21 protein-coding genes are annotated in these 19,437 nt (G+C 69.4%); 15 read left to right on the top strand and 6 right to left on the bottom strand.

The window, feature by feature from the left end; all coding sequences use genetic code 11:
- The first annotated feature begins 57 nt into the window (after positions 1–57).
- Complete coding sequence (locus ACFXP5_RS01250; protein WP_394543204.1) at positions 58–2,949, top strand: DEAD/DEAH box helicase family protein; 2,892 nt, start codon at positions 58–60, stop codon at positions 2,947–2,949.
- Positions 2,950–2,953: 4 nt separating this feature from the next.
- On the opposite strand, the gene ACFXP5_RS01255 is transcribed toward ACFXP5_RS01250, so the two are convergent.
- Complete coding sequence (locus ACFXP5_RS01255; protein ID WP_394526305.1) at positions 2,954–3,325, bottom strand: PH domain-containing protein; 372 nt, start codon at positions 3,323–3,325, stop codon at positions 2,954–2,956.
- A gap of 102 nt (positions 3,326–3,427) precedes the next feature.
- On the opposite strand from ACFXP5_RS01255, the gene ACFXP5_RS01260 reads away from it, so the two are divergent.
- Both ACFXP5_RS01260 and ACFXP5_RS01265 read left to right on the top strand, forming a co-directional pair.
- Positions 3,428–3,832 (top strand): VOC family protein, encoded by a 405-nt coding sequence (locus tag ACFXP5_RS01260; protein WP_394543205.1) that lies wholly within the window; start codon positions 3,428–3,430, stop codon positions 3,830–3,832.
- Entirely contained in the window at positions 3,829–4,224 is a 396-nt protein-coding gene (locus ACFXP5_RS01265) for a hypothetical protein (RefSeq protein WP_394543206.1), read from the top strand. Before ACFXP5_RS01260 ends, ACFXP5_RS01265 begins: the two co-directional genes overlap by 4 nt.
- Before the next feature lie 136 nt (positions 4,225–4,360).
- Here ACFXP5_RS01265 and ACFXP5_RS01270 read toward each other — a convergent pair whose 3' ends face one another.
- The gene (locus ACFXP5_RS01270) at positions 4,361–4,831 is read right to left on the bottom strand and encodes a winged helix-turn-helix transcriptional regulator (protein WP_394543207.1); all 471 of its coding nucleotides are present in this window, start codon (positions 4,829–4,831) and stop codon (positions 4,361–4,363) included.
- A gap of 49 nt (positions 4,832–4,880) precedes the next feature.
- On the opposite strand from ACFXP5_RS01270, the gene ACFXP5_RS01275 reads away from it, so the two are divergent.
- A complete protein-coding gene (locus ACFXP5_RS01275) occupies positions 4,881–5,732 on the top strand; it encodes an alpha/beta fold hydrolase (protein WP_394543208.1) in 852 nt (283 codons plus the stop codon).
- 80 nt (positions 5,733–5,812) lie between these two features.
- On the opposite strand, the gene ACFXP5_RS01280 is transcribed toward ACFXP5_RS01275, so the two are convergent.
- Entirely contained in the window at positions 5,813–6,019 is a 207-nt protein-coding gene (locus ACFXP5_RS01280; RefSeq protein ID WP_394543209.1) for a hypothetical protein, read from the bottom strand.
- An 80-nt stretch (positions 6,020–6,099) separates the two neighbouring features.
- Positions 6,100–7,242 (bottom strand): hypothetical protein, encoded by a 1,143-nt coding sequence (locus tag ACFXP5_RS01285; RefSeq protein ID WP_394543210.1) that lies wholly within the window; start codon positions 7,240–7,242, stop codon positions 6,100–6,102.
- Positions 7,243–7,308: 66 nt separating this feature from the next.
- Between ACFXP5_RS01285 and ACFXP5_RS01290 the strand changes: the two genes are divergently transcribed.
- From ACFXP5_RS01290 to ACFXP5_RS01305, 4 genes are all read left to right on the top strand, one after another.
- Positions 7,309–7,812 (top strand): GNAT family N-acetyltransferase, encoded by a 504-nt coding sequence (locus ACFXP5_RS01290; protein ID WP_394543211.1) that lies wholly within the window; start codon positions 7,309–7,311, stop codon positions 7,810–7,812.
- A gap of 79 nt (positions 7,813–7,891) precedes the next feature.
- A complete protein-coding gene (locus ACFXP5_RS01295) occupies positions 7,892–8,524 on the top strand; it encodes a DUF6226 family protein (RefSeq protein WP_394543212.1) in 633 nt (210 codons plus the stop codon).
- A 65-nt stretch (positions 8,525–8,589) separates the two neighbouring features.
- Positions 8,590–9,957 carry an HNH endonuclease signature motif containing protein gene (locus ACFXP5_RS01300; protein WP_394543213.1) on the top strand — a complete coding sequence of 456 codons (1,368 nt, stop codon included), beginning with the start codon at positions 8,590–8,592 and terminating at the stop codon, positions 9,955–9,957.
- Positions 9,958–10,334: 377 nt separating this feature from the next.
- Entirely contained in the window at positions 10,335–11,051 is a 717-nt protein-coding gene (locus tag ACFXP5_RS01305) for an NUDIX hydrolase (protein ID WP_394544160.1), read from the top strand.
- Positions 11,052–11,126: 75 nt separating this feature from the next.
- On the opposite strand, the gene ACFXP5_RS01310 is transcribed toward ACFXP5_RS01305, so the two are convergent.
- Entirely contained in the window at positions 11,127–12,161 is a 1,035-nt protein-coding gene (locus ACFXP5_RS01310) for an aggregation-promoting factor C-terminal-like domain-containing protein (RefSeq protein WP_394543214.1), read from the bottom strand.
- 245 nt (positions 12,162–12,406) lie between these two features.
- Between ACFXP5_RS01310 and ACFXP5_RS01315 the strand changes: the two genes are divergently transcribed.
- From ACFXP5_RS01315 to ACFXP5_RS01335, 5 genes are all read left to right on the top strand, one after another.
- Positions 12,407–13,003, top strand: a complete 597-nt coding sequence (locus ACFXP5_RS01315) for a PadR family transcriptional regulator (RefSeq protein ID WP_394526324.1) — start codon at positions 12,407–12,409, stop codon at positions 13,001–13,003.
- 71 nt (positions 13,004–13,074) lie between these two features.
- On the top strand, positions 13,075–14,745 hold the full coding sequence (locus ACFXP5_RS01320) for an ABC1 kinase family protein (protein WP_394526326.1): 1,671 nt from the start codon (positions 13,075–13,077) through the stop codon (positions 14,743–14,745).
- Positions 14,746–14,770: 25 nt separating this feature from the next.
- A complete protein-coding gene (locus ACFXP5_RS01325) occupies positions 14,771–15,442 on the top strand; it encodes an alpha/beta hydrolase (protein WP_394543215.1) in 672 nt (223 codons plus the stop codon).
- 111 nt (positions 15,443–15,553) lie between these two features.
- Complete coding sequence (gene rpsA, locus ACFXP5_RS01330) at positions 15,554–17,023, top strand: 30S ribosomal protein S1 (protein WP_394526328.1); 1,470 nt, start codon at positions 15,554–15,556, stop codon at positions 17,021–17,023.
- Positions 17,024–17,265: 242 nt separating this feature from the next.
- Entirely contained in the window at positions 17,266–17,436 is a 171-nt protein-coding gene (locus ACFXP5_RS01335) for a hypothetical protein (RefSeq protein ID WP_394526330.1), read from the top strand.
- Here the strand turns inward: ACFXP5_RS01335 and ACFXP5_RS01340 are convergent.
- Positions 17,433–17,927: a GNAT family N-acetyltransferase gene (locus tag ACFXP5_RS01340; RefSeq protein WP_394526331.1), complete on the bottom strand. Its 495-nt coding sequence runs from the start codon at positions 17,925–17,927 to the stop codon at positions 17,433–17,435. The two genes, ACFXP5_RS01335 and ACFXP5_RS01340, sit on opposite strands and share 4 nt — an antisense overlap.
- Positions 17,928–17,996: 69 nt before the next feature.
- Between ACFXP5_RS01340 and ACFXP5_RS01345 the strand changes: the two genes are divergently transcribed.
- Complete coding sequence (locus ACFXP5_RS01345; RefSeq protein ID WP_394543216.1) at positions 17,997–18,539, top strand: GIY-YIG nuclease family protein; 543 nt, start codon at positions 17,997–17,999, stop codon at positions 18,537–18,539.
- Positions 18,540–18,599: 60 nt separating this feature from the next.
- Positions 18,600–19,376 carry a hypothetical protein gene (locus tag ACFXP5_RS01350; protein ID WP_394543217.1) on the top strand — a complete coding sequence of 259 codons (777 nt, stop codon included), beginning with the start codon at positions 18,600–18,602 and terminating at the stop codon, positions 19,374–19,376.
- Positions 19,377–19,437: the final 61 nt, after the last annotated feature.

Below are 19,437 nucleotides of genomic sequence, written 5' to 3' on the forward strand. Positions count from 1 at the left end.
GTAGGTCTACGCCCAGCGGGGGTCTAGACAGAATCCGCGGCCTCCTAAGCTGAACGGATGCCCTCCACGACGCCGAGCCCCCTCGCGTCGTGGCACTTCACCGGCACCCTCCGCGACTACCAGGCCGACGTGCTCGACCGTGTCGACGTCGACAGCAGAGGCCCGCTCCACATCGTCGCGCCGCCCGGCTCGGGCAAGACCCTGCTCGGCCTGCTCCTGGTGCAGCGACGCGGCGGCCGAACGGTCGTGCTCGCGCCGACCACGACGATTCGCGCGCAGTGGGTGCGGCAGGCAGCATCCCTCGCACCCGACCCGAGCGCCTTTTCCGAAGACCCGGAGCATCCCGGCGACCTCACCGCGCTGACGTACCAAGTGCTGAGTGTGCTCGACACCGCCAACCCGTTCGCCGGGCTCGCGCGCACCCGGTGGCTCGGCGAGCTCGAGCACGACGGACGCTCGCCCGACTCCGCCGCGCAGTGGCTCGACGCGCTGAGCGAGAGCAACGCGGCCGCCTATAAGAGAGGTGTCGCGAGCCGCTCGCGCACCGCACGCCGCCAGCTGACCAAAGAAGACCCGGCGCTGCTTGCGACCGCGTTGCATCCGAACGCGCTCGCCCTGATCGACCGACTCGTCGCGCACGGGGTCGAGACGATCGTGCTCGACGAGTGTCACCACCTGCTCGATCACTGGGCGCTCGTCGTCGCGACGCTGGTCGCGCGCATCCGGGCGGCGGGGCGCGAGCCGCTGCTCATCGGACTCACCGCCACGCTGCCGAGCCCCGACGACGCCGACGAGTACGACAATTACACCTCGCTGCTCGGCGACGTCGACTACGAGGTGCCGGTGCCCGCGGTCGTGCGCGAAGGCAATCTCGCGCCCTACCGCGATCTCGTGCGCTTCGCCGAGCCCACCCGCGACGAGCTCGCCTTCCTCGCCGCACACGCCGAGGGGCTCGCGGTGCTGCTGCGCGCGACCTTCGCGCACGAGACCGGCATGCGGTTCCTGCTCGACAAGCTGCAGCCGGTGCCCGAGCCCGAAGAGAGGACCGAGCTCGAGCCGCCGAAGCCTCCCGAGGACGACGCAGACGTGCGCCTGGCTGCGGCGTTCGCCGACGACTTCGCCGGATCCGAAGCGGCCGCAGCGATGCTCGCGACGGTGGACCCGCAGCATCCACTCGTTTCGCTGCTGCCCGACGTCGCGCGCCGCCCGCCGACCACCGACGAGTCGCTGCGCCTGCTCGCCCGCTTCGCGTTGGATCGGCTTCTGCAGCGTCCGGAGGAAGAACCGCGGTGGCAGCGCATCCGCCGCACGCTCGCCGACTTCGGCTACGCGCTCACCGACCGGGGCGTGCGCCGCACCCGCGACCCCGTCGACACCATGCTCGCCTCGTCGCTCGCGAAGGACTACGCCGCCTGCGACATCCTGCGCCTCGAACGCGAAGCGCTGGGCGATGACCGCCTGCGCGCGCTCGTCGTCACCGACTTCGCCGAGCACGGCAACAAGCACGGCGGGCTCGTCGGCACGGCCGGCGCGCTGCGCACCTTCGGCATGATGGTGGCGGATCCTGCCACCGCGACCCTGCACCCGATGCTCGTCACCGGCAGCCACACCCGCATCGCCACCCGCGATGCCGCCGCGCTCGTGCCCGCGCTCGAGGAGGTGCTGGGGGTGCCGGTCGCGGCGGCTCCGCTGCTCGAGGCTCCGCAGGTGTCGGAGGTGCATGCCCCGGGTGTCGGATCTTCGGCGCTGGTGCGCGCAGCATCCATTCTGCTGACGCGCGGCACGGTGCAGGTCGTCGTCGGCACGCGGGGCCTGTTCGGCGAGGGCTGGGATTGCCCCGCCGTCAACACGCTCATCGACCTGACCGCGGTCGCGACGGCGTCGGCGACGCAGCAGCTGCGCGGACGCACCCTGCGCCTCGACCCGGCGTGGCCGGAGAAGGTCGCCCACAACTGGACGGTCACCACCCTGCTGCCGCCGGCGTTCCCGCTCGACGCGCAGCCCGACGCGGCGCGGCTGCGGCGCAAGCACGCGCGGCTGTGGGGACTTGACACCGACGAGCCCTCGCGCGTGGTGCGCGGGGTGTCGATCGCGTTGTCGTCGTCACAGCAGGCTGCGCTGCGCGCGGTGGTGACCAAGGATGCCGGCGCTTCGATCGACGGGCTGAACGACCTGCTCGCGCTGCCCGCGCGAGCTGTGACGCGGTCGGTGTGGCGCATTGGCTCGGATTATGTGGATCGCGAGGGTGTGAGCGCGCTGGTGCCGCGGCGTTCTCGGGCGCCCGTGTTCCGCACGAGCCGGCCGGCGTCGACGGCCCTCGGTCTGTCGCTGCTGGGCACCGCCGGCCTGGGTGGGCTGGGCCTCGCGCTGACCCCCGAGGTCGGTGTCGGCGTGACGGCGGTGGTGGTCGCCGTGGCTCTGTGGCTAGGGATTCCGCTCGGGCGGGAGTGGCGCCGGGCGCGCGCGCAGACCTCACGTGCGACCGACACCTACCGGCGGATCGGCACGGTCGTGTGGCAAAGCCTTGCCCGGGCGGGTCGCGTGGGTGCCGGGGGCGCGGTGGTGGTGACGACGCGCGGGGGTTCGACCGTGGGCATCGAGATGGCGGATGCTTCCGCCACCGACCAGCGCACCTTCGCCGACGCGCTGGCCGAGCTGTTCGGGCCCGTGCGCACACCGCGCTTCCTGCTGCAGACCGGGCGCGGCGGACGTTCCTGGGTCGTGCGTGCGGTGCTTCGTCTGGGCAGCGACGAGCACTACCTGCCGGTGCCGACGGCGATCGGGCGTCGGCGCGAGGACGCCGAGGCGTTCGCGGCGTTGTGGCAGCGCGAGGTGGGTGCGTGCGTGCTGCACGCGATGGACAATCCGGGCGCGCTCGCGCTGATGGCGCAGGCGCGACGCGGGCGCTCCGAGCTGCCGGCGCCGGTGGTTCGTGAGGAGTGGCGGTAGCGGCTCAGTGTGCCTGAAGCACGGCCCAGGCGATCAGGCTGTCGATGCGCCGCACGTCGGCGCCCTTCGCGAGCTTGATCTTGATGTGGCCGGCGCGGGTCCAGAGCTCCACCTCGGAGTTCCAATCGAGCGTGCCCGCGTTCTCCGACGACCACATGTTGATCGCGCTGTACGGCAGCGAGTAGATCTCCACCTTCTTGCCCGAGATCCCTTGAGCGTCGCGGACGATGAGTCGCTTCGTCGTGAAGGTCGCGGAGTCACGGAACGTCTTGAAGGACGCGACGGGTTGTTCCCCCTCCACGAGGAGCGGGTGAACATCGGCGGGAATGGGGATCTCGGTCTGGAGAGTCCAGGTCATGAGCAGCGCTGCTTCCATGCTCCCGACTCTGGCGTAGCGGGCGGCCGATCGGCTGTCGCGTCGGCGGCGGGTTGGCGATTTCCGCACATACGGGCTCTCGCTCGCGTGCACACTGGTGTCGTGGCCGGATTTCATCATGTCGAGGTGTGGGTGGCTGATCTCGGCGAGGCGGCGGCGCCGTGGGGGTGGCTGCTGACACGCGTCGGTTTCGACCTCGACGCGGAGTGGACCGGCGGGCAGTCGTGGGCTGCCGGCGGCGCGTACCTCACGCTCACGACCTCCCCGAACCTCACCGACGCCGTTCACGACCGCCGGCGTGCCGGGGTGAACCACCTCGCGTTCTCGGCGGGGTCGCCGTCAGCGATCGACGCGATCATGGCGGATGCTGCGGTCCACGGCTGGTCTCCGCTGTACCAGGATCGCTATCCGCACGCCGGCGGCGCAGCGCACTACGCCGGCTGGCTGGAGAACGCCGCGGGCTTCAAGGTGGAGCTTGTCGCTGACGAACGGGTGGCTCGCTCATGAAGATCGCTCGCCGTCTCTTCGCGCTCGGGCTGTGCGTGGTCGTCTTGGCCGGATGCGCCCCACAGGACAAGCTCTGCACCGAGATCGGCTTCACGAATACGGTCATCGTGAACGTGGTCGGGGACGCTCCGGTCGACGGCCTCACCTGGTGCGTCGCGGGGGAGTGCTCGGCCGAGACGACATTCGAGGCGCGCCCACTGGGCGACGGGGCATGGGTCGTCGAGACGCCGATGTCGACACCGCCGGTGATCACCGTCGCCGCGCTCGATGCCTCGGGTGCCGTCACCGCCACGGAAGACGTCTCGGTCGAGTGGGTTGGAACGGACGAGCCGAACGGACCCGGCTGCGACAACGTCTCCGAGGCCGAGCCGGTCACGGTGACCCTGCCCTGATACCGCGGTCCGTCGGGCGTCGGCGTCGGGGTCGGGGTCGTGCGTCGGAGTCGTGCTCAGGCTGAGAAACCACGTTTGGTCTGAGACGCAGCACCGGGCGTGATGTCTCAGCCGATCGCGACGTTTCGGCGTGCGGTCAGTGGTCTGCCGTATCCAGCCCCGGGGATACGGCGTCCTGAGCCGCCTTGTCCCAGGCAGCTCCGGCGGCGCTCACCTGCGCCATATTGCTCTCGGCCCAGTCGCGGAGGGCCGCGATCGGCTCGGTCAACGAAACGCCGAGCGCGGTGAGGCGGTAGTGCACCCGCGGCGGGGAGGTCGCTTCAACGCGTCGGGCAACGAGCGCGTCGCGCTCGAGATTGCGCAAGGTCTGCGCGAGCATTTTCGGCGAGACACCGGGCATCCGCCGCTTCAGCTCCGCGAAGCGCACCTCGCCGGGCTGTTCATCACCGAGCACTTTCACCGCCATCGATGTCCACTTCCCACCGATCCGATCCAGCAGTTGTCTGGTCGCGCAGCGCGGGTCGAACAGGTCACCGCGCCGATCCGCCTCGGGAGGGGTTACCTCCGGGTGACCTGGTGGCGCAAAAGTGCTGTCTTCCCCAACCAATCCGGGTCTCCTAGCGTGATGTGGTAACCGATAGTAACCGAGGGACATTGTGAAGACAGCAGAGATCACGCAGCAATCCATCACCACGAACGGCACCACCCTCAACGTCGCGATCAGCGGCGAAGGGCCGGCCGTTCTGCTCATGCACGGCTTTCCCCACACGTGGGAGGTGTGGAGCCAGGTCATCGATGATCTTGCAATGAATCACCGGGTCATCGCGCCCGACCTGCGCGGACTGGGCAAGAGCAGTCACGCGACCGATGGCTATGACGCCCGCAATCTCGCGGCAGACATGCTCGGTGTCCTCGATCACCTCGGCGAGCAGTCGGCGGTGGTGGTGGGCCTGGATGCGGGTGCTCCGCCGGCCTTTCTGCTCGCCCTGGAGCACGCCGACCGGGTTGACCGCCTGGTGCTGATCGAGTCGACCATCGGGCGCCTGCCCGGCGCCGAAGACTTCTTCCGCGCGGGTGCGCCATGGTGGTTCGGCTTCCACGCGGTACCGGGTCTCGCCGAGACGGTGCTCGAGGGAAACGCAGCGGCGTACATCGACTTCTTCCTCCGGAACGGCACCGCAGACGGGGCGGGGATCGACCGCCGCGTGCGCGACGCGTTCGTGGCGGCTTACGCGGCGCCGGGCGCTCTGCGCTGCGCGTTCGAGTACTACCGAGCCATGCCCCGCAATGCGCAACAGATCGACGAAGCCGTTATGCGCCGGCGCCTGACGGTTCCGACCCTCACGGTCGGCGGGCAGGTCGTCGGAGACGCCACCGCCCGTCAGCTGACCCCGATAACCGACGACCTGACCAGTCGTCTCATCCCCACGAGTGGACACATCGTGCCGCTCGACCGACCGGCGGAGCTGTCGAGCCTCATCCGCGACTTCCTGGGGGAGCTCGCCTGACGCGGTGAGGCCCGAGATGGATCCTCACGCACCGTGGCCTACGCGCTCTTGCCGCGAGCCCGGCGAGCCCCGGAAGTCGCTCAGCGCATGAAGCGTTCGACGGTTGCTTCGTAGGCGGTGATCGCCGCCTCGGGCGGCATCGCGCCGGCATCCACGGCCGCGGCGATCGCCATCATGTCGATCCGGTGCTGCGCGAACGCTCGGCTCGATGCGGGCAGAGCGGCCTCGAGCAGGCTCGCGGTTCTCAACCGCGCGCGCAGCGCATCCGCGGTCCATTTCGACGACATAACCCGAGTGTGCGTCACGCATCCGCGTCTGTGGATGGCCCTCTGAGGGCCCCGGACTCACCGGTGCGCGCGCGGCGCGCCTACTTGCCGTCGACGATCGACATGAAGCCGGCGAAGCCGAAGATCGCCGGGATCGCGTAGAGGAACACTAGGAACGCGAAGTAGCCGACCGCGGCGAGCGCCATGACCACGCGGTTGCGCTGGCGACGGTCGCGGATGTCGAGACGGCGCCCGTCGGCTCCGATGCGCGAGCGTGGCTCGACCCACGGCTTGCCGCCGCTTTCCAGACCGAAGCGCAGCGCGGTGATCACCCTCGGCTCCGCCTGACCGGGCACTCGTTCGTCGCGGTATTCGCGGGCGCGCCGGGCGATCCGTGGCGCGACGCCGGTGAGCACGGCGCCGACCTTCTCCCAATGCTCGGGTGCCGTGAAGTCCACCGTCGCGGCGGTGAAGAACACGAGCACGTCGTCGACGATCTCGACGTTGTACGCGCTCGCGTCATCGATGAGCGCGGCCATCACGTCGGGGGTCAGCACGGAGTAGGCATCGGTCCCGTAGGCGGCGGGGGAGTAGAGGTGGAACCACCGGTCGAAATCACCCTCGAGCGACAGCCGCTGTCCCCGTCCGACGCCGACCGGCAAGTCGCTGCGCACGCGATTGTTCGCGGTCGCGTCGAGAATCAGGTGCGGCAGCGGCGCGGGCAGCTTGACCGCGATGTACTGCCACGTGTCACCGCGTCGGCGACGCTCGGTCAGGGTGCCGAACTCGACGCCGGGCGCGGCGAAGCGGGGGTAGTGGAAGACGCCGCGCGGAGCGGCCGTGATCAGCGCGGCGAAGGTGGCGGTGCGGCTGGCCTCGGGTTCGAAACCGTTGGCGAGCGCCGTCAGCATCCGTCGCCACTCCTTCATGCGAGCACGCGGTGACGGGGGCAGCTTCGCCCACTTCTCCAGTCGCCAGGTGCCGACGATCCAGACGGCCAGGATCACCAGCACGATCGTGAACGCGGTGATGTCGCCCGGGGTGGCGACGCCGTCTTGCGTGCCGTCGATCTTGATGCCGATCGGGAGGCACGCGAGGCACAGGTACCAGAGGATCAGCGCGCGGTTGACGTGCACGAGCATCTCGCGCTTCGTCGGCACCCAGCGCGGTCGCGACTCGCGGCGCTGCGCTTCGACCGCCGCGGCGACCTCGCGATCGGGCGCGGTGAGCCAGTACAGGTTCATCCTGGTCGTCCCCCTCGGCTCCAGCTTTTCACGAGTCGACACGGATGCCCGCGATAGCCCCGCAGCGTGAACCCCCGCGCGCTCGATTCCTCCGCCGTCCTCCGTGCCGCTCAGCCGGGCGATGAAGCGGGGATCCTCGCCTGCATCCAAGCGCTCGCTGACTACGAGCGTGAACCGGATGCTGTCGACAACACCGCCGAAGCCCTCACCGCGACGCTTTTCGGGGCCGACCCGAAGGCCTTCGCCCACGTCGTCGAGCGTGACGGGGCGATCGTGGGGATCGCGATCTGGTTCCTCACCTACTCGACGTGGACCGGCCGGCACGGCATCTGGCTGGAAGACCTCTACGTCGACGACGCGCAGCGCGGGCGGGGCTACGGCAAGGCGTTGATCGCCTCGCTCGCCCAGGTGTGCGTGGAGCGCGACTTCTCGCGGTTGGAGTGGACCGTGCTCGACTGGAACGCCCCCGCGATCGCGTTCTACCGCTCGCTCGGCGCGGCGCCGATGGCGGAGTGGACGACCCAGCGCCTCGTGGGTGACGAGCTGGCCGCCCTCGCCGCGGTGCGATGAATGACACGCGGCTGCGCCTGCGCCGCGCCGACGAGACGCCGCCCGAGCGGCCCGCGACACGGGTTATTAGCCTGGGGCAATGATGCGATACCGCCGACCGGAGATTGCGCCCGTCTCGTTCGTCGACCGCTCCGGCACCGAGATCCCCTACGGATCTCGGTGGTCCGGCGAGAGCCCGCCTGAAGACACATATTCCGTCACGAGCAATCTCGAGCGATTCCGTCCGTTACAGACCATCGCCGACGCTCTCGTTGTCGGGCTGGTGAACTCGTACGACGTCGATGTGGACGAATCCCTGTCCTACGCCGGCGACCTGATGACCCAGCGCGACGACGTGGTGCGAGCTGTCCGGGTCACCCCACGATGCGACGAGGCAGCGGCAATCACCTTCGCGTACACCGCCTTCCCGTCGGTCATCGTGCACGCCGGCGCTCTGCACGACTTCCTGTTTCCAGTCTGCGGCTGCGATGCGTGCGACGAGAGTTGGCAGAGTGCCGCCGACGCCCTCGAGTGGACTGTGGCCACCATCGCCGGCGGCGGCTACTACGAGCGAATAGACCACAGGCGTGAGCTCGGAGTCGAGTTCTCACTGACGGAACCAGGTGTCGGATCGCGGTCGGGGACCAGTCGCGCTGTCGACTACTCGCCGGACCGGCTTGCGTCGTTACCCCGCGGGCCGTGGGAGGCATGGCCGGTACGCGTTGACGGCTGAGGACGGTTCTGATCGCGGGACGAACCGGCCGGTCGAATGTCGGAGGTATGTTCTAAAGTCGGGGTATGTTCACCGAGGACGGCGATCCGGCAGAGGGCGTTCACGAAGCCCCCGATCTGATCGATCGCGTGCTCGAAATCGCGGGCATGGAGTCGACGTTCGCGGCTCAGCGTTTCCAGCGCGTCGACGAAATGCGTCGCGAGGCCCTCGTGCAGACCACGACGTTCCGTGGTGCCATCCCCGAGATCATCGAGCGTTCGCTGCGACTCGAATTGGCAACGGCCCTGCGCATCACGGAGAGCGCCGCCGACCGCATGTTCCTCGAGGCCGACGCCCTTGTTCACCGCTACCCGGCCGTGCTCGATTCGCTGGCGAACGCGCGCACGACCGAGCGGCACGCGCAGGCGTTCGTCGAGCTGGTCGACCCGGTCGAGCCCGAACTGCTCGACCGCGTGGTGCCCAAGGGAGTACAGCTGGCCGAGACGCTGCCGCTGGGTTCGTTCCGCCGAGAGCTGCGCAAGCTGGTCGAGATTGTGCGGGTCGCCACCTTGGACGAGCGGTACCGCGAGGCGCTCAAGCTCCGACGCGTCGTCGTTGAGCCGTCGGTCGAGGGCATGGCGTGGGTCTCCATCTATATGCCGGCCATCGAGGCGCGCGCGTCGATGAACCGCCTCACCGCGCTGGCGAAAGCGGTGCGCGAGCGCGAGGGTGAAACCCGCACGCTCGACGAGCTGCGTGCCGACATCGTGGGCGACCTGCTCGTCGAGGGGCGAACCGACGGAGTTCCCGAGGCCGATCGCGGTATTCACGCGATCGTGACGGTGACCGTACCCGCCCTGTCGCTCCTGGAGAACGGTGCGGCTGCTTCGGGCGAGCCCGCGGTGGTCGAGGGCATCGGGCCGATCCCCATCTGGCGGGCTCGCGAGTTGTGCGGAGGCGATCCGGGGTGGATGCGAGTGCTCACGCACCCCGAATCCGGCACCGTCCTCTCGGTCGGACGCAAGAAGTACAAGCCACCGAAGTCGATGCAACGGTTCGTGCGCTGGCGAGCGGGCCGATGTATGGGGCCGGGATGTCCGGCCTCCTCCGAGAGATGCGAGATCGATCACACCGTGGCGTGGGAGGACGGCGGGCGCACCGAGGTGTCCAATCTGGGTCCGCTCTGCGTCGGTCACCACACGATCAAGCATCACGGCGGGTGGCAGGTGGCGCAGGTGGAGGGGAGCGGGGGAGCGATCGAGTGGACCTCACCCTCGGGCCGCCGCTACGTGGTGGAGCCGGAGCGGCGACTACCGGTGTTCATCGAAGAACCGTCGGCCGCCGATCGGGCGGAGCAGGAGTCGAGTCTGGAGACCGCCGAGATTGACCCGCCGGCGGAAGGTGTGGAGCTCGCCGAGATGGATGGGCCGGATGAGGATTGCCTGCCGTTCTGAGGGGCGCGGTGCCGCCGGCAAGAGCGATTGGGCGGGCGATGGTTCGCCCTGATGGAGGTGCGAACGGGGAACGAGACGAGCCAGACCGATGGGACCAGAGTCCGGCACGCCGACGTCCAACCAGCTCCACATGCCGGGGCCGGTATGTATTCCGGGCACGGGGAGGGAGGCGGGCGTAGCCTGGGCGGGTGCCGCACACTGTCGCTCCCCAGGATGCTCGAGCGCAGCTGGCCGCGCTCGTTCGCGAAGCGGCTCCCGGATACCGGTCGTCGAGGCCGCTCTCCGACTCCGGGTCGCGCGACCCGAAGGCACCCGACCTGGAGGCACCCGACCCGGAGGCGCCCGACCCGGAGGCACGCGACTCGAGGGCACCCGACCTGGACAAGCCGAACACGGAGGCGCCCGACCCGAGGTCACGCGACTCGAACGCGGCCAACCCGGAGGCACGCGACGCGGAGGCATCCGACCCGCAGACGCCCGGCGCCGACATCCGCCCCGCGGCGGTGCTCATCCTGTTCGGTGTGCTCGACGCTCTTCCGAGCGATCACGGAGCACGTTCCTCGGCGGTCTCGCGCGACCTCGACGTGCTGCTGCTCGCCCGCGCGACGACGCTGCGCTCGCACCCCGGGCAGGTCGCCTTCCCCGGTGGCCGCCTCGACCCGGGCGACACGGGAGCGGTCTCCGCCGCTCTCCGCGAAGCGCAGGAGGAAACCGGCCTCGATCCGGCCGGAGTCGACGTGCTCGGCACCCTCGACGCGATTCCGCTGCCCTACTCGAACCACCTGGTCACTCCGGTGCTCGGGTGGTGGCAGCATCCGTCCCCCGTCGACGTCGTCGATGAAGCGGAGTCCGCCGACGTGTTCCGCGCCCCGGTCGCCGACCTGCTCAACGCCGCGAACCGGGGCGTGACGGTCATCCGCCGCGGCGGGCGCGAGTGGCGCGGGCCGGGCTTCCTGATTCCCGCCGCCAACGGAGAGCACCTCGTCTGGGGGTTCACGGGGATGCTGCTGGACGGACTCTTCGAGCGCCTCGGCTGGACCGAGCCGTGGGATCGCGAACGCGAGCTCGAGCTTCCCCCGATGCCGACGTCCTGAGGAGCGCCCCCCAGGAAACAGCGAACCGCCGCCGACCGGAACGAATCCGATCGACGGCGGTGTGGATGCTGCGGGTCAGTACCAGCCGACCGACTGCGAGTGCGACCAAGCGACGCACGGGCTGCCGTAGCGGCTGGAGATGTATCCGAAGCCCCAAGCGATCTGGGTTCCGGCGTTCGTCGCCCAGTCGGCGCCGGCCGAAGCCATCTTGCTGCCGGGAAGGGCCTGGGGGATGCCGTAGGCACCGCTCGAACGGTTCGAGGCCTTGTAGTTCCAGCCCGACTCCTTCTGCCACAGCGATTGCAGGCATCCGAACTGGTCGTCGCCCCATCCGTAGCTGCCGAGCATGCCGCGAGCCGTGGCCTGCGCGCCACCGGGGCTGTTGTCTCCACTGCCGCCGCCGGTCGCGACAGGCGCGGGGGCGGGAGCAGGCGCGGAGGAGGTCGAGCGAGCCTGGGTGACCGGGGCGGGCGCCGCGGCGCGAGCCTTCTCGGCGGCGGCCTTGGCAGCAGCGGCTTCCTCGGCGGCGACGCGAGCCGCTTCAGCGGCAGCTTCCTGTTCCGCCTTGAGCGCGATCGCACCGTCGAGGCTGCCGCGCAGCTGGTTGACGCGCACGTCGACGGTCGAGGCCAGCTCAGTGACGTCGTCGGCGATGTCGGGAACGAGAGGCGCGGGAAGGGTGTCGGCAGCCTGCAGCTGCTCGACCGCGTCCTGCAGTTCGGCCGTGTCGACCGTGGGGTCGGGGTCGCCCACATCGAGACCGGAGGAGGCGATGTCGGAGGTGACCGATCCGGCCGAGGCGATGACGGCGGTAGCGGCGGCGACAGCCTGATCGGCTTCGGAGGCGACATCCTGCTTCGGGGCAGCTGCGACGATCGTGGCCGAGGTGAGCGGCGTCCTGTCGGAAGCGAGGGTGTAGGTCGGTGCGGCGACACTCGGCGCGGAGGCGACCGTGTCGGCCTGGGCCGCGGGAATCGCGGCGGTGAAAGCGGTGGCCGTGATGAGGCCGAAGGCCAGCCCGGAAGCGAGGATCGCGGGGCGGCGGCGAGTGCGGCGGTCGGCAGCGCGACGGTCACGGCGGGCAGAGAAATTGGACGTGTTCGAATGCATAAAACCGGTTCCGTCAGAGGAAGCTGCGTCGACGGGAACGACGCGAAGTGCGCGCGGGTACGGGCACAAAACGCCGAGTCTGCACGGGGTTTCTGGGTGGTTCCTGGACGCGCGGTGAAAAACATGGCCGGTTCGGCGGCAAAATCCCCCGCTGAGCATGCCCTGGGAACCGATGCGCTGAGCCCGTCAGCGATATATCGTTATATATCGCTGACTCACCTCGGGCCGGCACACAGGAGGTCATCATGAGCGGTTCATTCATGGGAGACGCATTCGGCGGACGCGGCCGTGGCGGCGCAGGACAGGGCTGGCCCACCGGCGGCATCTGGGACGCGATGGAGCAGTTGCGCACCACCTTCGAGCAGAAGGTCGGCAGCGGCGCTGGCACCACCAGCCCGAACACCCGCATGGGACGCGGCGACGTTCGCGCGGCCGTGCTCGCCCTGCTCGCCGAGACGCCGATGCACGGCTACCAGATCATTCAGCAGATCGAAGAGCGCAGCGGCGGCACCTGGAAGCCGAGCCCCGGCTCGGTGTACCCCACCCTGCAGCTCCTCGCGGACGAAGGCCTGATCCAGGCCGAAGAGTCCAACGGACGCAAGACCTACTCGCTCACCGAGGAAGGTCGCCAGGTCGCGAACGCCGAAACCGATCGCACCGCACCCTGGGAGAACTCGGGTCGCGAGAACCCCCGCGCCGGCGCTCTGCCCAAGGCCGGCATCGACCTCGCCCAGGCAGTCGCTCAGGTCGGTCGCTCCGGAAACCCCGAGCAGGTCAAGAAGGCGATCGACGTCCTCGACGAGGCACGCCGGAAGATCTTCGCCATCCTCGCCCAGGACTGACGCTGTCTTCGCAGGGCCCCGTGCCCGCGGCACGTCGGCGTCCCGGTGACGGGACGACCGACGCCGGCGTCATGCGCGCCCGATATCGCCGGATCACGCGCTTCGCCGCCCGCTATCTGATCCAGTCGTGGTGGTTCGAACTGTTCCTGCCCCGATGGGGGTTCGAACGGTTCTCGGCGCGCGGCCGCACCAAGCGGTTCCAGCGCATCGCGCAGAACTTCCACGTGCTCGCCGTCGACCTCGGCGGACTCATGATCAAGGTCGGGCAGTTCATGTCCTCGCGCCTCGACGTGCTGCCGCCCGAGATCACGAAAGAGCTCGAGGGACTGCAGGACGAGGTTCCGCCCGTCGCGTTCCCCGCGATCCGCGCTCTCGCCGAAGCCGAGCTCGGAGTCTCGCTCGAGCAGGCGTACGCGTACGTGGATCCGACGCCCCTCGCGGCAGCATCCCTCGGTCAAGCGCATCGAGCGCGGTTGTCGGAGATGGATGCTGCGCAGACCGGCATGACGGATGTCGTCATCAAGATCCAGCGACCCGGCATCGATGAGATCGTCGACGTCGACCTGCGAGCCCTCCGCCGCGTCGGCCAGTGGCTGAGTCGCGTGCGCATCGTGTCGGATCGCGTCGACATGCCCGCCCTCGTCGAGGAGTTCGCGAACACCAGCTTCGAGGAGATCGACTACCTCCACGAGGCCGAGAACTCCGAGCGGTTCGCCGCGGACTTCGACGGCGATGCGCGCGTCGGTGTGCCCGCGGTCGTGTGGGAACGCACCACCCGGCGCGTGCTCACCCTCGAAGACGTCACCGCGATCAAGATCACCGACGTCGCCGGCCTCCGCGCCGCCGGCATCGACCCGAACGAGGTCGCCGCGGTGTTCGCGGCGGTCATGTTCGACCAGCTGTTCGCGGACGGCTTCTTCCACGCCGACCCGCACCCGGGCAACATCTTCGTCACCCCGAACCCCGAAGCCACCGGTCGTCCGTGGAAGCTCACCTTCATCGACTTCGGGATGATGGGCGAAGTGCCCGAGGGGCTGCGACGCGGCCTCCGACGCCTGCTCATCGCGGCAGCATCCCGAGACGGTAAAGGCCTCGTCGACGGCATCCGTGACGTCGGCGTGCTGCTGCCCTCCGCCGATACGGCGGAGCTCGAACGCGCGATGACCCAGCTCTTCGCCCGCTTCGGCGGAATGGGCTTCGCCGAACTGCAGGAGGTCGACCCGCGCGAGTTCCGCGACTTCGCCGTCGAGTTCGGCGACGTGGTGCGGTCGCTGCCGTTCCAGTTGCCGGAGAACTTCCTCCTCATCATTCGCGCGATGTCGCTCGTGTCCGGCAACGCGAGCGCCCTCGATCCGGCGTTCAACATCTGGGACGCTGTCGAGCCCTACGCGAACCGACTGATCCGCGAAGAGAGCGGAAACGTCGTGCAGGGCTTCGCGAAGCAGGCGGTCTCCACCCTGGGGCTCGCCGCGCGCCTCCCGCAGCGCTTCGACGACCTCGCATCGCGCATCGAAGACGGACGCATCGTGGTGCAGACCCCGAAGGTCGACCGCCGCCTGCGTGACCTGGAACGGATGGGACGCCGCGTCCTGTCGGCCGTGCTCTTCATGGCGCTCTTCCTGGGCGGCATCCTGCTGCGCGCCGACGACGCGGTGTTCGCCACGGTGCTGATGATCGGATCCGTGCTGCCCCTGGCGTACGCCCTGTTCGCGGGTTTCGCCGCCCGACGCGGCCCCGGATGACCGACCTCTCTGGGAGAGTCTGAGCATGCCTGACAACGGAACGATCCTCGTCCTGCCCGGCGGCGGTTACCACCTGCACGCGGCGCATGAGGCCGAGCCGGTCGCCGAGTGGCTCGAGAGCCTCGGCTGGCGCGCGCGGGTCGTGCGCTACCCGGTGCTGGCACAGCATCCGATTCCCCTCGCCGCGGCGCGCGCCGAGATCCGGGCCGAGCGCGCGGCGGGAGCAGGCCTCGTCGGGCTGCTCGGCTTCTCAGCCGGCGGGCATCTCGCCGGTCACGCCGCCCTCGCCCCCGACTCGAGCCCGGAGGAGCGAGCCGATTTCGCAGTCCTCGGCTACCCGGTGACGAGCATGGTCGTCGATCCGCACCTCGGATCGCGAGCCGCCCTGCTCGGCCCGGAACATCGTCACGCGGATGCTGTCGCCGTCTCCCTCGAGACCCTCGTCACGCCGGCGTCGCCGCCCCTGTTCCTGTGGCACACCGCCGAGGATGCGTCGGTGCCGGTGTCGCACACCTACCGGCTGGGGGAGCGGCTCGCAGCATCCGGAGTGCCGCATGAGGTGCATGTCTTCGCCGGTGACGTGCACGGCATCGGCCTCGGCGAAGGCACCGCAGCATCCGCCTGGACGACCCTCTGCGCGAACTGGCTCGAACGCGTCCGGAACATCGCGGGGCCCCGGGGCGTTCTGGTACCGTAGAACGTCACTCGCGTGGCTCATTCTTCGCGCCTGTGCATCGCACCACAATCAATCCGCTCTGCTTCGCTTCGTCGAGGCCCGATACCCAACCCTTATAGGACAACCCACTACATGACTACCGCAACGACCGCCCCGGCCACCAAGCAGGTCGCGATCAACGACATCGGATCTGCTGAAGACTTCTTGGCCGCGGTCGAACTGACCCTGAAGTTCTTCAACGACGGCGACCTCATCGAGGGCACCGTGGTGAAGATCGACCGCGACGAGGTTCTCCTCGACGTCGGTTACAAGACCGAGGGTGTCATCCCCTCGCGCGAACTTTCCATCAAGCACGACGTCGACCCCAACGAGGTCGTCAAGGTCGGTGACCACGTCGAGGCTCTCGTTCTCCAGAAGGAGGACAAGGAAGGCCGCCTCATCCTGTCCAAGAAGCGCGCTCAGTACGAGCGTGCCTGGGGCGATGTGGAGAAGATCAAGGAGACCGACGGTGTTGTCACCGGTTCCGTGATCGAGGTCGTCAAGGGTGGACTCATCGTCGACATCGGCCTGCGCGGGTTCCTCCCGGCGTCGCTCATCGAGCTTCGTCGTGTGCGTGACCTGACGCCGTACCTCGGCCAGGAGATCGAGGCGAAGATCCTCGAGCTCGACAAGAACCGCAACAACGTCGTGCTGTCTCGCCGCGCCCTGCTCGAGCAGACGCAGTCCGAGTCGCGCACCACGTTCCTCAACAACCTGCACAAGGGCCAGGTGCGCAAGGGCACGGTCTCCTCGATCGTCAACTTCGGTGCGTTCGTCGACCTGGGTGGCGTGGACGGCCTCGTGCACGTCTCCGAGCTCTCGTGGAAGCACATCGAGCACGCGTCCGAGGTCGTCGAGGTCGGTCAGGAAGTCACCGTCGAGATCCTCGAGGTCGACCTCGACCGTGAGCGCGTGTCGCTCTCGCTCAAGGCGACGCAGGAAGACCCGTGGCAGGTGTTCGCGCGTACCCACGCGATCGGTCAGATCGCTCCGGGTAAGGTCACCAAGCTCGTTCCGTTCGGTGCGTTCGTTCGCGTCGCAGACGGCATCGAGGGCCTCGTGCACATCTCGGAGCTTTCCGGGAAGCACGTCGAGCTCGCCGAGCAGGTCGTCTCCGTCGGCGAAGAGGTGTTCGTCAAGGTCATCGACATCGACCTCGAGCGTCGCCGCATCTCGCTGTCGCTCAAGCAGGCCAACGAGTCCGTCGACCCGTTCGGCACCGAGTTCGACCCGGCCCTCTACGGCATGGTCACCGAGTACGACGAGAACGGGGAGTACAAGTACCCCGAGGGATTCGACTCGGAGTCGGGCGTCTGGAAGGACGGCTTCGACGAGCAGCGCGAGAAGTGGGAGCAGGAGTACGCCGCTGCCCAGGCTCGCTGGGAGTCGCACAAGGCTGCGGTCATCAAGGCCGCCGAGGCCGAGGCGAACGCTCCGGCCGTGGCACCCACGGACTTCGGCGCCGGCACCGGTTCGACGTTCTCGTCCGACTCGAGCTCGGCCGGAACCCTGGCCGACGACGAGGCCCTCGCCGCACTGCGCGAGCGTCTCTCGAGCCGCTGAGCTTGATTCGCTGAGCTAGCACGCTGAAGCGGGCCGGGACCTTCGGGTCTCGGCCCGCTTTCGCGTTTCCGGGTGGCGGGCGGATGCTGCGTGTTCGGGCGTGCGTTTGGGAGGAGATGTGCGTTAAGGAGGGCCGATTCGCCGAATTCGCCCTCCCGAGTGCACATCCCCTCCCGGGTGCACGAGGCGAGAGGCGGCCGGGCGCATTTGACCCCGGGCGCTCGGGCAGGAAGGGTGGAGGCATGACCTACCCGCGCCTTCCCGTCCTGATCAGCTTGATCGGAGCGGCGATCCTCTTCTTGACGACGGCCGCCGTCTTCGCCCTGGTGATCTACAGCATCGTCACGGGCAACGCGGTCAACTTCACCGACGGGCACGACATCGCCGACGCCGCTGCCCGCGCCCTTCCCTAGTTCTGGAAGAGCACCGCGTCGATCTTCTTGCGCATCTGCTGCGTGACCACCTGGTAGTCCGCGGCGGTGTACAGCGCGACAGCGCGGCGGTTGTGCGCGAACACGTTCAGCTCGAGCTCGGGGAGCCCGGCGCGGAACACCGCTCCCTCCACGGCCGTGAGGAAGTGCCGGCCGAGACCTCGCCCGCGATGCTCGGCCACGATCTCGAAGTCGAACAGGTAGGCGCAGTCCGGCGTCTTGCGCGGGTTGTCCAGAGCGACCCAGGCGCGGCCGACCGTTTCGCCCGACTCGTTCACTCCGGTTAGCAGCAGCATCCGTTCGGTCTGCAGCCCGTCGGGAAGGAGCTCGGCCTTCTCCCGCTCCGCGCGCTCCACCGCCCCCTCGGCGGCCCAGCGGCCCACCGCGACCTGCTCCTCGGCATACTCCCGGGACAGCGACGACTGCCAGTCGTCGTACTCGTCGTCGGTCATCGGGCGCACGGTGATGTCCATGCTCCTGATCGTGGCATGAGCGCCCGCCCGTTTCGAGGTCCTGTCCGTACCCCCACGTAGGCTCGCGCCGTGCCCCGCTGTCTCGTCGATGGATGCTGTCTCCCGGCTGAACCGGAAGCCCCGGTCGCGCTGTGCGACCGGCACGCGGCGGCGGCGTCGGACTGGTCGACCCGCGAGCACGGCGTCACCGACGTGCTCCCCTCGCCGTGCCGCGTGTGCGGCTCCCGCCTGGGCGCGCACTGGCCAAGCGGATGGCTCTGCGCGGTGTGCGAGTGGCGCCACGGCGAGCTCGTCGACGGCGAACTGCCGCCGCCCCGCATCGACGTCGTGTACTACCTGCGCTACGACGACCGCATCAAGATCGGCACCAGCGCGAATCCGCGCCAGCGCCTCGGCGCCATCCGCCACGACGAACTGCTCGCCTTCGAACGCGGCGACCGCGCACTCGAGCAGGTGCGGCACGCGCAGTTCGGCGCCGACCGATTCGCGCGCACCGAGTGGTTCCGCCTCACCGACGGGCTGCGCGCCCACGTCGACGTCGTGCGCGGGGGAGTCGACCCGTGGGCACGCTACCGGCGGTGGACCAGCGAAGCGCTCGCCTTGCGCGGCTGAGCGGTGCGCGAGGAGAGTGGATGCTGCGGCCTCAGCGCATTCCAAGGCCCCGTCGCTAGCGTGGCGACCCCCACGACCTCGGAGGGCATCATGGGCTTCTTCAATCGACTGTTCGGCGGCGGCGACGACGATCGCGCGGCCGCGAACGTTCCGCAGAACCCGGCATCAGGACAACGCGTCTCGGCCTCGGCCTATCGCACCGCCGACGGGCAATACACGCCCCCGGCCCCGGGGGACGCCCCCGCAGCGGCGGGCCAGGGTTCGTCGGAGGACCAGGCCGCGATCGAGCGCTACCGTTACCTGCTGCGCACCGCCCCGCCCGAGACGATCGAGCAGGTGCACGCCGAGGCGTTCTCGAAGCTCACCGACGCGCAGCGCCAGCAGGTGCTCGCCGATCTCTCGGCCACCCTGCCGCCGTCGGAGCGACCCCGCAGCGACGACCCGCAGGCGATGGCCCGCGCGGCCACCCGCGCCGAGTACAGCCAGCCCGGATTCATGGAGCGCACCTTCGGCAACCGGTCGTTCGCCGGCCAGGGACCGGGCTTCGGTTCGATGTTCGGGGCGTCCGTGCTCGGCACGATCGGCGGTTACGTGATCGGCTCGGCCCTCGTCAGCTCGTTCATGGGACCCGGCTTCTCCGGCGACGGCGGTAATGGCGAAGGCGGCGAAGCCTCGGCCGACGGCGGATCCGGCGACGGGTCCGACGGCTCGGGCGACTTCGGCGGCGAAGCCGCGAGCGGCGAGGACAGCGGCGACGGGGGCAGCTACGCGGACGGCGGCGGCTTCGGTGATTTCGGCGACGGCGACTTCGGAGGCGGCGACTTCGGCGGGTTCTGAAACCCGCCGCCCGCACGCCCCGCCCGACCCACCCGCCTGAGGTGTCCGCGGTGAGGCTCCG

This window comes from Microbacterium hanjuni (genome assembly GCF_043556395.1).
In the GTDB taxonomy this organism is placed as follows: Bacteria; Actinomycetota; Actinomycetes; order Actinomycetales; family Microbacteriaceae; genus Microbacterium.